The following is a 14,066-nucleotide window of genomic DNA, read 5'->3' on the forward strand; positions in this document are numbered from 1 at the left end:
GTCCCGGTTATCGACTCGAAGGTCGGTCAGTGACGAATATCACAGAGCAAATTTGCGTAGGCGCGGCGTGTCGCGCTAGCGGGCGGGGTGTGTCGTCGCCCTCGTGGCTCCTGTGCAAGGTGCGTGGTGGGGAGTCGCTAGGCTGTTCGGTGGCCGTTCACCAAGCTCAATCATGCCGAAAGGGGTCCGCGGTGCCCGCCATCTCCCGCGACGAGGTTGCACACCTCGCCCGGCTGTCCAGGCTCGCTCTGTCCGAAGCCGAACTGGATCAGTTCGCCGGTCAGTTGGATTCGATCCTGAGTCACGTGCGGACCATCTCCGAGGTCGCCGCCGCCGATGTGCCGGCGACCGCTTCGCCGAATCCGGCGACCAATGTGACGCGTCCGGATCGGGTCATCCCGTGCCTCACCCCGGAGGAGGCGCTCTCGGGTGCTCCGGCGGTCGAGGACCAGCGGTTCCTGGTTCCGCAGATTCTGGGAGAGGGCGAATGAGTTCAGCATCGCGTAGCGATTCCCTGGGGGGTGGCGGTCGGGCGACGGGTGAGCCCGACCTGACCGCGCTGTCGGCCGCCGAATTGGCGGCGAAGATCCACAGCCGCGAGGTGACCTCGGTGGAGGTCACCCAGGCGCATCTGGATCGGATCGCCGCCGTCGACGGTGAGTACCACGCCTTCCTGCACGTGGCCGGGAACGAGGCGCTCGGCGCGGCCGCCGCGGTGGATGCCGCGCTCGCTGCGGGCGATGCGCCCGCCTCGCCGCTGGCCGGAGTTCCGTTGGCGCTCAAGGACGTTTTCACGACCACGGATATGCCGACTACCTGTGCCTCGAAGATTCTCGATGGCTGGGTCGCGCCGTACGACGCGACATTGACCACCCGGTTGCGGGCCGCGGGCATCCCGATTCTCGGCAAGACCAATATGGACGAGTTCGCGATGGGCTCTTCCACCGAGAACTCGGCCTTCGGCCCGACCCGGAATCCGTGGGATACCACCAGGATTCCGGGTGGTTCGGGCGGTGGCTCGGCGGCCGCGCTGGCTTCGCATCAGGCGCCGCTGGCGATCGGTACCGACACCGGCGGCTCGATTCGGCAGCCCGCCGCGGTGACCGCGACCGTTGGCACCAAGCCGACCTACGGCACCGTCTCCCGGTTCGGTCTGGTCGCGTGCGCGTCCTCGCTGGATCAAGGCGGACCGTGTGGTCGCACCGTACTCGATACCGCGCTGCTGCACGAGGTGATCGCCGGATACGACCCACGCGATTCCACCTCCCGTAATGTGCCGGTGCCGCCGGTGGTCGCCGCTGCGCGCGAGGGCGCCAAGGGTGATCTACGCGGCGTGAAAGTCGGTGTGGTGAAGGAACTGCGCTCCGATAGCTATCAGCCGGGCGTCATCGCATCCTTCGATGCGGCTGTCGGCGTGCTGAAGGATTTGGGTGCCGAGGTCGTCGAAGTGTCTTGTCCGCACTTCGAATACGCGCTCGCCTCCTACTATTTGATCCTGCCGAGCGAGGTGTCTTCCAACCTGGCACGCTTCGACGCCATGCGCTACGGACTGCGCGTCGACGACGACGGTAGCCATAGCGCGGAGCAGGTCATGGCCGCGACCCGTGCCGCCGGATTCGGCCCGGAAGTCAAGCGCCGCATCATGATCGGCACCTACGCGCTGTCGGCCGGGTACTACGACGCCTACTACGGTCAGGCGCTCAAGGTGCGCACGCTGATCGCCCGCGACTTCGACAAGGCCTATGAGCAGGTCGATGTCCTGGTCTCTCCGACCAGCCCGTTCACCCCGTGGAAGCTGGGAGAGAAGGTCGACGATCCGCTGGCGATGTACCTGTCCGATCTGTGCACGCTGCCCACGAATCTGGCGGGGCATGCGGCGATGTCGGTGCCGTCCGGATTGAGCAAGGACGACGGGATGCCGGTGGGTCTGCAGATCATGGCTCCCGCGCTCGCCGATGATCGGCTGTACCGCGTCGGTGCGGCGTACGAGGCCGCGCGCGGGCCGATCGCCTGAGAAGTGTTGGCCTGAGCGCCCATCCCCGTCATGCGGGAAGGGGCGCTCAGGACATCCCTATGTGGGCCAGACGAACTCCGGATCACTGAGGTAGTCCTGGCGCCGCTGATCCAATGCCATCGCGACCATTTGATGTGCACCGGGTCCGATTACCTTGCGCACCGGTGGGTTCGGCATATTCACCAGCGCGATCAGCTCCGCCGCGGCGACTTCCGGGGCCGCTTCCACCCACTCGGGCTCGGCCTCGGTCACCGGCGGTGCGGCGGTCGGGTCCGGGTAGTCCGGCCTGCCCAGGATGCCGGTGCGCAGTTCGTCGTATGCCGGCAGTGCCGTCGCGAACTTCATGCTCGACTTCGCCCAATCGGTGTCGAACCCGCCGAGCTGTGCCAGCGTGACGTGAATTCCGAAGGGGCGCAGCTCATCCGCAAGTGATGCACTGAAACCCTCTAGCGCCCATTTACTTGCGTTGTACATGCTGAACAGCGGCAGGCTGCCGACCGCGCCGACGGTGGAGATCTGCACGATGTGCCCCGAGCCCTGCTTGCGTAAGTGCGGCACCGCGGCCTGCGAAATCCACAGCGCACCATAGAAATTGGTATCCATCTGGGCTCGGATCTCGGCTTCGGTCAGTTCCTCGACCGCGCCGACCAAACCGTATCCGGCATTGTTCACGATCACCTCGATGCTGCCCGCGATCGCGAATGCCTCGTGCACCGTGGCGATCGCGCGGTCACGGTCGCGAACATCCAAGGGCAGCACTGTCAATCGGTTGTCGTCGATATCGGCCATCGACTGTGGATCGCGAGCGGTCGCGACAACGCGGTCGCCGCAGGCGAGTGCGGCGAGTGTGAACGCCCGCCCCAGCCCGCGGTTCGCGCCGGTGATGAACCAGGTTCTGGTCATTGTCGATCCTTTCGTCGCGAGACGCTCCGTCTCGTTCGATGAGGATGCCAATCGAATCCGGCCATGTCAAGACGAGACGTTGCGTCTCGTTTTTGGTAGGGTCTCGTCATGCCCGAAACACCCAGCGCAGCCCGGCGTAGCGAACGTGCCCGTGCCGCAATTCTCGGTGCCGCCACCGAACTGATTCGTGAGTTGCCCTACCCGAAGTTGAGCGTCGAGGCCATCGCATCCCGCGCCGGCGTCGGCAAGCAGACGATCTATCGTTGGTGGCCATCGAAGGGCGCGGTCGTCTTCGACGCGATGCTCGAGCTCGATTCGGGGCCGGACGGTCTCGTCCTTCCTGATACCGGCGACATCCGCGCGGACCTGCGCGAATTGCTCCGCGGTGCGATCGCCGAACTCACCGATCCGAGCTTCGAGGCCTTCCTGCGCGCGATGTACATCGAGATCCAACAGGACCGGGAACTCGCCGTCGTCTACCGTGAGCGACTGCTGCTGCCACAGCGGGCCGCCATTGCCGAACGCCTGTCCGCTGCCGTCCGAGCCGGACAGCTCCGCCCCGACCTCGATCCGGACTTCGCCATCGATCTGCTCCTCGGTCCCATCCAATCCCGCTGGTCGCTGGGCCTGCCCGGCCTGACCGACTCCTACGCCGACGCCACCCTCGAAGCCGCCCTGGCTCACCTCGGGGCCTGACCGTGTGCCTCGTCGCGTATAGGAATCGGCGCGTCGGGCGGCATGTTACTGTGCGACGTGCTCGCATCGTGTGCGGCAGCCGCGCAGGTTTCCGGACCAGCGCGGCTCGCGGTCAGTGGGCGCCGAGGGATTCGGCTTGCTTCTGGATGCCTTCGGTCATACCCGCGAACCCGCGCTGGAGGTTTTTGCCGAGGGCGGCCACTACCAGCGGGTGCAGCCAGCCGTCGAGTTCGAAGTGGGATTCGTAGCGGGTGCGGTCGGGGCCGAGCGGGGTGACGCGGTGCGTACGCAGGCTGTGCAGGGCGCCGAGGGGGACCGGCTTCATCGAGTAGCTGAGTTCGGTGCCCGGGGTATGCGAGACCATCCATTCGCGCTGGCGGCGTGGCTTGGAGCCGGAGAGCGCGACCAGCATATCGATCGGTTCGCCGGGGACGAGGGTGCTGCGGCATTCGATGCAGAAGGGGTTCCACTCGCCGTAGCGGGGGAGATCGGTGATCACCTGCCACACCAGTTCGGCGGGGGCGTCGATCTCGACGGTGGCATCGATGACAAAGGGCATGGTTAGCAAATTAGAACATGTTCTATAGCTGATCAAGCCTCTCAGCAGCAAAATCGCCGTTCAGCAGGTGCCCATGGCGGTGCCCTGATCGGTGCCGTAGCGGTGGCCGTGGCCCGGCGGCGCGTTCAGCGCGGCGAGCAGATCGGCGCTGGTCTGCAGGAAGCTGACCACCGGAAGCCATTGCGGCACAGGGGCGTCGACCCGGACATCGCGGAGTTCGGGCGCGCGCCACAGCAGCGACGGCGACCAGTGCACCACCGGATCCGAGCTGTTGGCCAATACCGTCGCCCCCGCCCGATGCACCTGACCGGCCGGCGGACCCGCCCAGAGTGCCGCACAGGTCCGGCGGTCCTGGTCGGCATCGTCGGCGAATATCGAGCTGCCGCCGAGCGCGCCGAGGCTCTGACCATAGACATAGAGCTCGGGCTTGTGGTCGAGCGTACCGATGCGGCGCTCCACGGCATTGAACAGCGCTCGCGCATAGGCGACCGCGGTGTCGCGTCCGAAGACGAAGGTCACCCAACTGGGGGCGTAGGAGTACTGCATCCCGACGAGAGCGACATCGGTGCCGAAGCGTTCGGAGAAGCCGCGAACCGCATCCGGATCGATCCATCCGGACCCGGTCGGCACCGCGAGCACGATATTCGATCGTTCGAATCCGCCGGACCGTTCCAGCTCTCGAATGGCGAGGGCCACACGGGAATCGATGTCGGTCGCGGAGTCGAGTCCGACATACACCCGGATCGGTCCGGTGGGTGATCCGGTAACGAACTTGCGGCCCTGGGCGCCCAGCGACGGCCAGCTGATCGCGGATTCGGCGCTTCCGGACCGAATGTAGGAAACCGGTTGCACCAGTTCGGGATCGATCGTCGCATTGGCAGCTGCATAGGCACTCTGCCGCCAGTCGACGGCCGCGGGTATCCCGACGAGGTAGAGCACCGACGCCGCCACGACACCCACCGCGATACTGCGCACCGAACCCAGCTTCCGCGCGAACCACCCGGCCACGCGGACCACTCCGGTCAGTACGGCGACGATCACAACGGATACGAGCGCCCAGCGCAGCCAATAATCAGGACCGATCAGCACCGTATCCATCGCCATACGCAACCGGTTCTGCCAATGGGTTGCCTGCGCGACCATGCCGACGACCACGAGCACAGTCGAACCGAGCAAAGGTGTGCGGAATCGATCCCACCGACGGTTGATATCGAAATCCCAGCGCAGCAACGCGAATCGAAGGAATCCCGCACCGGCCAACGCGGCAGCGGCAAGCAGCCCGGTCAACACGGCCTGCGCACTCGGTGTGCGCGGAAGTAGGCCGGGAGCAAGGGATATCAGAGTGCCGAGGCCGATTCCGAGCGTCGTACCGATCCGAGGATGCGCGGCGCGGTGAAACCCTTTGGTGACGAGCGTCTTCCATTGATTCCCGCGACCAGATGAAAAACTCGGATCGGACGATGTGCCGGAATTGTCCTGGGCCGACACCGATCTGGTCGTGGTCAACGTGCTCATACCTGAACCTCCAGAGCGCCACTCGAAACCTTCGACACCGATGCCGGACACCGACGTCGCGCCCCCGCATCGAGCCGCCGCCTGACCGACGGCAGGAACCCGGCCGCGCCCAGTCCGATCGCACCAACGCCGACGACCCAACCCAGCCACCCAACGCGCCCGGAACCCGCTGCCTCGAGCGCCGGTTCGACCACCGGCACCCCATAGTCCTGCCGTCGCGAATTCAGATCGATGAACGTATTGGCAACACTCGCCATCGCATGGCACCGAGCCCGCGAGAATCCGTCCTCGCGAGCCGCGCACGCCTCGTGCATATGCACGGCCAGCGTCGCATCCAGCGCCTGCCTGGCCCACCCGCCGAGCGGCTGCCGATTCTCGCCCGCATAGCGCAGCAGGTCGTACCCCAAATCGTGTGCTTTACAAGCGGTTTCGAATTCACTCGGCAAGGTCACCGGCGACGAGCAGTCCCCCTTGGGATTCGCCAGCAGCCCATCGACAACGGCGGGACGATAACCGAACCGCTGGGCGAAATCGGCGGGAATCACGGCGGCCGACCCCGGCCCACCCGAGGTCAGCTCGACCACGGCGGCACCGGCCGAAGCATTCTCCACCGGCTGGTCGACGGTGCCGGCATGCGCCATGGGTGCCAGCATGATGGTGGCCGCCATGGTGGTCAGCGCGGTCGCCGTCAACGCGGCACAACGTCGTGGGATGGATCGGGCTCGGGCGCCGGCATCGATGGTCGGTGTGCTCATGGTGCTCGACGCTAGGAATCCATCCCGCTGCGCCACCTCACGCCGCGGACCGGTTTCCCGGCCCATGCCGCCGGGGGAGGGCGCGCGAGTCCTCCCACTGCGGTATTGGAGCGGAAGTCACCCGTGGGTGTGAGGACCCCGACCGCTGCGCTTCCTACTGTTGTAGCCATGCCCGAAAAACGTCGTAGCTGGACCACGGGAATGAACGCGCGGATGTGGTTCGACGCGTTCACCGTGCTGATCGCGGTGATTTTCTATGCCGTCGCGTGGCCGACCCTGCACCTCACCCATGACGTACCGGTCGCGGTGCAGCCGTTCATCGCCGCACTCGCCGCATTCCCGATCCTGCTGATCCGGCTCAACCCGGCGCTGGGCTGGGCGATATCAGCGGGCTCGGCGCTGCCCATCGCCCTGGCCATCCCGCATCAGTCGGGTAATGAGATCCCGATCCAGGTCGTGCACATCCTGTGCCTGTTCGCGCTGCTGTTCGCGGTGGCTCTGCGCGCGGCGGTCCCGATCATCGTGGTCGCCTGGGGTGCGACCTCGCTGCTGCTGGCCACCACGATGACCAGCGATGGCGCTGTTACCAGCGCCGCGTGGGCCTGGCCCCTCGCCTTCGCCGCGGTCGTGCTGTTCGCGCTGCTGGTGCGCTGGCTGGCGCAGTCGCGCAAACAGTTGCTGGTCCAGGAGGAGGAGAACGAACTGGAGCGGGCCCGGCGGGCCATTCTGGAGGAGAAGGCCCGCATTGCCCGTGACCTGCACGATGTCATCGCCCACCACATGTCCCTCGTGGTGGTGCAGGCCCAGACCGCGCCCTATCGGGTCGAGGAGGTGACTCCCGCAGCCCGCGCGGAATTCGAATCCATCGGTGCGACCGCCCGCGAGGCATTGAACGAGATCCGCGGCATGCTCGGCGTACTGCGCAGTGACGGTCAACTGCCCGAACACGCACCACAACCGAAGGCCGCCGATGTGCTCGGCCTGTTCGAGGGCGCCCGCCGCGCCGGTGTCCGCATCGACTGGACCATCGACGGACTGCTGGACCCGGTCCCGGATTCGGCTGGCCTCGCGCTGTACCGAATCGTCCAGGAGTCGCTGTCCAACGCCTCGCGGCACGCTCCGGGTGCGCCGGTGCAGGTATCGATTGTCGTCGACACCGACGCGCTGCACTTGACAGTCGGCAATGCGCTGAGTGCCACTGTCGCCCGTCCGGTCGGCAATGGCGGTCACGGCCTCGCCGGCATGCGGGCTCGGGCGCTCGCGGTCGGCGGCGAGGTATCGGCGGGCCCACGTGCGGACGGCGGCTTCGAGGTCCGGGCCCGGTTGCCCATCAGCTCATCCGACCTCGGGTCCATATCTACGGCCGGGATCGGGTCCGGTACCGAGGTCTGAGTGGTCCGAGTGTCCGAGTGCGGTGCGGCCGGGCTGCGGCCTCGTTCGCCACCCAATTAGGGTGTGCTGGTGGCAATTACTGTTCTGATCGCCGACGACCAGGCCATGGTGCGTCAGGGTTTCGGCGCCCTGCTCGCCGCCCAATCCGATATCAGCGTGGTCGGTGACGCGCCGGACGGCAAGGTCGCCGTCGCCGAGGCCAAGCGGCTGCGCCCGGATGTGGTGCTGATGGACGTGCGCATGCCGGAGATGAACGGACTCGACGCCGCGCGCGCCATCCTCGCCGCCGGCTTCGACCCACCGGTGCGAGTGCTCATGCTGACTACCTTCGACATCGATGATTACGTGTACGAGGCGCTGAGCGTCGGCGCTAGCGGATTCCTGCTCAAGGACGCGCCCGCCGAGGAACTGGTGCGTGCGGTGCGCGTGGTCGCCGACGGGCAGGCACTGCTGGCCCCGACGGTCACCCGTCGCCTGATCGCCGATGTGACCCGCCGCCGTACCACGAGCCGCGTCAAACCCACACCGGCGCTGGCGTCATTGACGCCGCGCGAACGCGAGGTGCTGGAGTTGATTGCCAAGGGCATGTCCAATACCGAAATCGCCAACGCGCTGTTCGTCGCCGAGCAGACCGTGAAAACCCATGTCTCCAAGGTGTTTTCGAAGTTGAATCTGCGCGACCGCGCACAGGCCGTCGTGCTCGCCTACGAATCCGGTCTGGTCACCCCGGGTTAGCGTGGCGGCGGCTGGCACTTACCGCCGTTGAGATCGTCGAGGTGTCGCGAGAGCAGCCGGGCCAGCCGGTCGAGCAGTGCGGTCGCATCCTCGAACGTGCCCGAATCGGCCTGTGCCGCAAGCGCGACCGCGACGCCGCCGGACCGAGTCGGCACGATGCCGAACTGGCGGACCGTGTAGACGCCGGTTTCGTCGTCGGGGCCCCAGCCACCCTTGAATTCGGTGCCCTCGATATTGCCGAGGCCCCAGCGCTGTTCCGGCGTGATCTGTTCCATCAGACCGATCACGGTGCTGGTCTCGGGCAGGCACGGCAGCTGCGATGCGAAGCGCACCTGATTGGCCAGCGTCCATTCGGTCGCGCCGAATGCGAGGGATTCCATGCTGGTTTTCGGTCCGTGCGTATTGGTCAGCGCGTCGCCGGCCTCGTCGAGGACCTCTTGGACGGCCCGCGCCGCCTCTTCGCCGTCACCGAGCGACTCCCAGAGTGCTTCGGCCGCATCGTTATCCGAGACGGTGATCGCCTCGTGCGCGTAGTCGACGACACCGATCGGGTCGTGCCGCAGCGCCGCGATGGCCAGCGGCACCTTGATGGTGGACCAGGCGATACCGCTGGTCCAGTCGCCGAAGATGGTCATTCGGCCGCCGCCGACCGGCATGATCGCCATCCCGACCTGCCCCGGCAGATTCGGCTGCAGCTGGGTGAAATCGGCGGCCAGGGAATCGGGCCGCGAGATCGACCAGCCGGGATGCCAGGATCCGGGCCGTTCGACAGGTAGCGTCGGTTCCGCGGGCGCGTCGTGGGTGCTTGGAAGGAGGGAACAGGAGGTGAGTGTGACCAAAACCGTGAGTGCCGCGCTGCGCAGCGCCACCCGAAAATTCACCATCGTTCTTGTAGACCTCACCGCCGCGTTCTCCCACCACCACAACCTGACACCCGGTGTTCCGTCGGCGGTGCGAAAAACATCCTCGTCACATCCGCCCGGTCGGTGACCGGACGTCGTGCGATCAGCACCGGATCATGCCAGGAGCTGACACGGTACTAACGCCCTGATGATAGTTTCGCCGATTTTCCCGGAGAATTCGAAACGGCGTGGCCAAAGGGCTACCCGGTAGGCTCACAACTCTGTTTACGCGCTCGGACGACCGATGTCCGAGGGCCGCAGTCACTTGAAGGGGGTCGCGTTGCTGAACAGCGGTGAGGTATTCGCCGGGTTCACTGTGCAGCGGCTGCTCGGCCAGGGGGGTATGGGCTCGGTGTACCTGGCCAGACACCCCCGCCTCGGTAAGCACACTGCGCTGAAGCTGCTGAATCGGGAGCTGTTCACCGATGCCGAAGTGCGTGCCCGCTTCGAGCGGGAGGCCGATCTAGCGGCGCATCTGGACCATCCGAATATCGTCGCCATCTACGACCGCGGTTCCGAGGACAATCAGCTCTGGATCTCCATGCAGTACATCGACGGCGTCGACGCGGCGACCGTCGACCCGATGACGCTGCCGCCGGAGCGGGCGGTGCAGATCATCGAGGGGGTCGCGGCGGCACTGGACTACGCGCACGGCATCGGCATACTGCATCGGGACGTGAAGCCCGCCAACTTCCTGCTGGCCCGGTCCAGCGGCGGACAGGGCGAGCGGGTCTTCCTGACCGACTTCGGCATCGCCCGGCTGCGCGAGGACTCCACCCACCTGACCCAGACCGGGATGTTCAGCGCGACCCTGTCCTATGCCTCGCCGGAGCAGATGACCGGCGCCAAACTGGACAACCGCACCGATCAGTATTCGCTGGCGTGCGCGCTGTACTGGCTGTTCACCGGGATGGCGCCATTCGACGCGCCCGATCCGAACGACATCATCCGTGGGCATCTACAGCATGTCGCCGCGCCATTGGCGGCCCGGCGGCAGGGGCTGAATCCCGCGCTGGACGGGGTGCTGGCCAAGGCGATGGCCAAACATCCCGAGCATCGGTACGTGACCTGTGTCGAATTCGCCGCGGCGGCCCGCAAGGCATTGACCGCGCCGCCGGCTGCCGCCGTGCAGGTGAATCCCGGCTTCCCCCTGGTGTATCCGGGACCGGCCGTTGGATCCGAGCCGCCCGCACCGGGATTCGGTGCATTCGCGGATCAGGCCGCCTTCGCGCAGGCCGCGCAGGCGGCCGGACCGGCTGGATATGGCGCGCCGCCGCAGGGTTATCCACAGCAGCCGCTGGCGGCGCAGGCTGCGGGTTATCCGGCGCAAGCAGCACAGTCGGGTGCACCGGCGATGCAGGGACCACCCCAGGCTGCGGCCTATCCGGCTGCGCCGCAGCAGGGGGCGCCCGCGCAGGGCCAACCGATGCAGGCACCACCGGCGCCGGGCTCGCCGATTCCGGGCCAACCGGCTCAGGGGCCACCGATACCAGGCCGGTCGACGCAATCGCCGCCGCCTAGTGCGCTGCCCTCATTCGGGCCGAATACCGTTGCCCCGCAGCGGAGGCCGGACCATGGGCGGAGGACAGCGGTGCTGGTCGGCTGGATCGCCGTCGGCATCGTGGTCGCGGTGATCGCTGTAGTGGGGACGCTAGTGGTTGTGGGGTGGGATTCGGAAGGCCCGCACGATGCAGCCATACCGCCACCCGTCACCTCGACCGCGGTGGCCGCTCCGTCCGATGCGCTGGCCACGAGCCGCAGGCTGTTTCCGAGTCTGGTGCCGCAGGGCAAGGACGACTTCGGCGAGGCCTATCAGGACGCGCGCTGCATGGCATCAAAGGCCGGTGAGCCGCTGGGGATCGACGACGAACCCTTGAAATCCAGCGCATGGATCACCGCATGGAAATGCCATCGCGAAACCCAGACCACCACGAAGATGAGCTACACCATCCTCGAATACGCCTCCGCCGCTGACGCCCGAGCCGCCGTGCAGGCATTACCTGCCAATGTCGCGACGGCCGGTAAGAAGAGCGGCGTCGCGATGAACACCCATCGCTGGGTCGTGGACGACCCACCCGGCTCCCTCCAGCCCCTCTATCACACCGCTAAACTGGCGGTGAGTTTCGAAGCCGATCCGGTCCGCTCGAATTTCCTGGTGTACGTGAGCAACCACGGCACCGTCGGCGCGGTGCAAACCGTGCCGCCGACACCTTCGGCCCAGGATGCACTTACTGCATGGTGGGACGCAGCGCCACTGTAATCACGTGCCGTACGGCTGCGGCGCAACGGTGTGGTGGGGCGGGCGTGTGATAACAGGGTCTTCTGCTGGTGGTGAGGAATCCATCACCGGCAAGAGTCATGTCGGACAAATATTCGGCAAACTGGAGCTGCGGGACCGAGCCGCCGCGATTGTGTTTGCGTTTGACCACGGGGTGGTCGCACCAGGACAATCGGGCGGCCGGATCGCGCATACCGGAGCTGGTGATGGGCGATCGTGCCCGGGATGTGGAGGAATGACGGGGTGGACGGACCTGGATGGAGATTCGGTAGTCGGTTCGGGCCGTATGAGCTCAGGTCGCTGCTCGGCAAAGGGGGGATGGGCGAGGTCTACGAGGCGTACGACACGGTGAAGGACCGCGTGGTCGCGGTCAAACTGCTGTCGGAGGAACTCGCCAGGGATCCCAGCTACCAGGTGCGCTTCCGTCGCGAATCGCAGGCGGCCGCCCGGCTGGCCGAACCACACATCATCCCGATCCACGATTGGGGCGTGATCGACGGTGTGCTGTTCATCGACATGCGGCTGGTGCCCGGTACCGATCTGCGCGAGATCCTCCGCAATCAGGGGCCGATGAGCGCCGAGCGTGCGATCGGCATCATCGAGCAGATCGCCGCCGCCCTGGACGCCGCGCACGCCGACGGTCTCGTACACCGCGATGTGAAACCGGCAAATATCCTGGTCACCGAAGCGGATTTCGCCTATCTGGTCGACTTCGGCATCGCCCACACCGAGGGCGACAGCGCGATGACCCAGGCGGGCATGGCCATCGGCTCCTACACCTACATGGCGCCGGAGCGATTCGGTTCCGGACCGGTGACCGGTCGCGCCGACATCTACTCGCTCACCTGTGTACTGCACGAATGCCTCACCGGGGTAACACCGTTCCCTGCCGGGGGCATGAGTGTGCTGATCAGGGCGCATCTCACCGAGCCGCCGCCGCGACCGAGCGCGCAGCGACCGGGAATTCCCGCGGCGCTGGACGAGGTGATCGCCCGCGGTATGGCCAAGGAGGCCGCTGATCGCTTCCCGACCGCGAGCGACCTGGCGCGCGCGGCCAGAGCCGCCCTCGGCACCGCGCCGGCCGCGAATATGCCGACATTGATTGTGCGCCCGCCCGATCCATCGCGCCCGCCGTCGGATCAGGCTGTGGTGCACCGCAGTGCGGCGTCGCCAGCGGAGTCGACGGGCACGATTCCGGCGGTGATCCATCCGACGGGGCCGACGGTGGTCTCAGCCGCCGATCTACAGTTCACGCCCTTGCCGCCACAGCAGCCCGCCGGTCCGCCGCCTGGGACGCCTCGGACCGGTCGGCCGGTGCGACCGTTCCCGGATGCGCATCTGTACGAGGAGTCGCCGCCGGAGGTTCCGCAGCACTTGCCGTCACCGCGGTACCCGGGTGATCCGGCGGCGCCGCCGACCCGGCGTTATCCGGAACAACCGCAGTACCCCGATGCGGTGCAGCAGCATCCGGAGGCGTCGCGGGCCGAGCAGACCCGGCGGTATCCGGAGTCGCATCATCCAGACGCCGGGTATCCGGAAAAGTATGGCGCGCAACAGGATTCACCCGCTGCGGAAACGCGACGCGTCCCGTTACCGCAACCTTTCTCCGGCACGCCGCCGTTCGAGCCGCCGCGTGGTCCCGCCCATGCGGTGCCCGACCCCTACCGGTCAGCACAATCGGCCGAGTACTCGCCGCAGTATGCCGAGACCGACTACGAAGACGATTACTACGCACACGATTCCGCCGCGGATCAGGGTCGATCGGTCCTCTTGCCGATCATGGTCGCCGTCTTCGTCATCGTGGTGCTGGCGGTCGGCGGTGCCATCGGCTGGCAAATGCTCGGTTCTGGCAAATCCGCGGATGTTCAAGCGGGCGCGCAGGTGACCACAACGGCCGCGACCGGTACCACCGGCCGCGCGACCGCCCCGCAGTCGACCTCCACCACCAAGGCCGCCCCCACCTCGGTCACCCTGCCCGCCGGCGCGACGAACTGCGCGAACGGCCAACCCGTCGCAGGCAGCTTCACCCAATCCGCCACCGGATCCGCGGTCACTAGTTGCGGTTTCGCTGAAGCCGTCCGCAAGGCCTACGCCGAATCCGCCGCCACAAACGTCTCCCGCTCATCGCGCTCAGTAGTAGCAACCAGTCCAGTCACCGGCCGGACCTACACCATGAACTGCATCCCGGACGGCCAATTGGTCACCTGCACCGGCGGCGAAAACGCGGTGGTCTACGTCTACTGACATAGCAACCGCCGCGAGCACGCAATGAGTTCGCGTCCATAAGGGTTGGGCGGTACAGACGACCGGACCAGTA

Annotated in this window: 12 protein-coding genes and 1 pseudogene; 8 read left to right on the forward strand and 5 right to left on the reverse strand. The window is 66.7% G+C overall.

Translation table 11 applies throughout. The features are described from left to right. The first annotated feature begins 191 nt into the window (after nucleotides 1–191). Nucleotides 192–491, forward strand: a complete 300-nt coding sequence (gatC, locus tag AB0L63_RS11855; RefSeq protein ID WP_364498371.1) for an Asp-tRNA(Asn)/Glu-tRNA(Gln) amidotransferase subunit GatC — start codon at nucleotides 192–194, stop codon at nucleotides 489–491. Then, nucleotides 488–2,014 carry an Asp-tRNA(Asn)/Glu-tRNA(Gln) amidotransferase subunit GatA gene (gatA, locus tag AB0L63_RS11860; protein WP_364498374.1) on the forward strand — a complete coding sequence of 509 codons (1,527 nt, stop codon included), beginning with the start codon at nucleotides 488–490 and terminating at the stop codon, nucleotides 2,012–2,014. The genes gatC and gatA overlap by 4 nt, the downstream gene beginning before the upstream one ends. A gap of 57 nt (nucleotides 2,015–2,071) precedes the next feature. Here gatA and AB0L63_RS11865 read toward each other — a convergent pair whose 3' ends face one another. After that, nucleotides 2,072–2,917 carry an SDR family NAD(P)-dependent oxidoreductase gene (locus AB0L63_RS11865; protein WP_364498377.1) on the reverse strand — a complete coding sequence of 282 codons (846 nt, stop codon included), beginning with the start codon at nucleotides 2,915–2,917 and terminating at the stop codon, nucleotides 2,072–2,074. Between the two features lie 108 nt (nucleotides 2,918–3,025). On the opposite strand from AB0L63_RS11865, the gene AB0L63_RS11870 reads away from it, so the two are divergent. Continuing rightward, nucleotides 3,026–3,613: a TetR/AcrR family transcriptional regulator gene (locus AB0L63_RS11870; protein WP_364498380.1), complete on the forward strand. Its 588-nt coding sequence runs from the start codon at nucleotides 3,026–3,028 to the stop codon at nucleotides 3,611–3,613. A 112-nt stretch (nucleotides 3,614–3,725) separates the two neighbouring features. Here the strand turns inward: AB0L63_RS11870 and AB0L63_RS11875 are convergent, their stop codons facing one another. Genes AB0L63_RS11875 through AB0L63_RS11885 form a run of 3 tightly spaced genes read right to left on the reverse strand, consistent with a single transcriptional unit; the run spans nucleotide 3,726 to nucleotide 6,442 of the window. Then, entirely contained in the window at nucleotides 3,726–4,172 is a 447-nt protein-coding gene (locus AB0L63_RS11875; RefSeq protein WP_364498382.1) for an SRPBCC domain-containing protein, read from the reverse strand. Nucleotides 4,173–4,232: 60 nt separating this feature from the next. Further along, nucleotides 4,233–5,687, reverse strand: a complete 1,455-nt coding sequence (locus AB0L63_RS11880; protein ID WP_364498385.1) for an alpha/beta-hydrolase family protein — start codon at nucleotides 5,685–5,687, stop codon at nucleotides 4,233–4,235. Further along, nucleotides 5,684–6,442, reverse strand: coding sequence for a hypothetical protein (locus AB0L63_RS11885; RefSeq protein WP_364498388.1), 759 nt, complete (start codon nucleotides 6,440–6,442; stop codon nucleotides 5,684–5,686). The genes AB0L63_RS11880 and AB0L63_RS11885 overlap by 4 nt, the downstream gene beginning before the upstream one ends. Before the next feature lie 201 nt (nucleotides 6,443–6,643). Here AB0L63_RS11885 and AB0L63_RS11890 point away from each other — a divergent pair, with 201 nt between their 5' ends. Both AB0L63_RS11890 and AB0L63_RS11895 read left to right on the forward strand, forming a co-directional pair. Beyond that, entirely contained in the window at nucleotides 6,644–7,834 is a 1,191-nt protein-coding gene (locus tag AB0L63_RS11890; protein ID WP_364499164.1) for a histidine kinase, read from the forward strand. 69 nt (nucleotides 7,835–7,903) lie between these two features. Next, nucleotides 7,904–8,569, forward strand: a complete 666-nt coding sequence (locus AB0L63_RS11895; protein ID WP_364498391.1) for a response regulator transcription factor — start codon at nucleotides 7,904–7,906, stop codon at nucleotides 8,567–8,569. Here the strand turns inward: AB0L63_RS11895 and AB0L63_RS11900 are convergent. Next, entirely contained in the window at nucleotides 8,566–9,453 is an 888-nt protein-coding gene (locus tag AB0L63_RS11900) for a hypothetical protein (protein ID WP_364498395.1), read from the reverse strand. The genes AB0L63_RS11895 and AB0L63_RS11900 overlap by 4 nt on opposite strands. Before the next feature lie 298 nt (nucleotides 9,454–9,751). Here AB0L63_RS11900 and AB0L63_RS11905 point away from each other — a divergent pair, with 298 nt between their 5' ends. The 3 genes and pseudogenes from AB0L63_RS11905 (at nucleotide 9,752) to AB0L63_RS11915 (ending at nucleotide 13,993) form a co-directional block, all read left to right on the forward strand. Then, on the forward strand, nucleotides 9,752–11,731 hold the full coding sequence (locus AB0L63_RS11905; RefSeq protein WP_364498398.1) for a protein kinase: 1,980 nt from the start codon (nucleotides 9,752–9,754) through the stop codon (nucleotides 11,729–11,731). Between the two features lie 82 nt (nucleotides 11,732–11,813). Further along, a pseudogene (locus tag AB0L63_RS11910) lies at nucleotides 11,814–11,924 on the forward strand (DNA-binding response regulator); the annotation flags it as partial. A gap of 68 nt (nucleotides 11,925–11,992) precedes the next feature. Then, nucleotides 11,993–13,993 (forward strand): protein kinase, encoded by a 2,001-nt coding sequence (locus AB0L63_RS11915; RefSeq protein WP_364498401.1) that lies wholly within the window; start codon nucleotides 11,993–11,995, stop codon nucleotides 13,991–13,993. The last annotated feature ends 73 nt before the right edge of the window (nucleotides 13,994–14,066 follow it).

Source organism: Nocardia sp. NPDC051990 (genome assembly GCF_040680755.1).
GTDB lineage: Bacteria > Actinomycetota > Actinomycetes > Mycobacteriales > Mycobacteriaceae > Nocardia.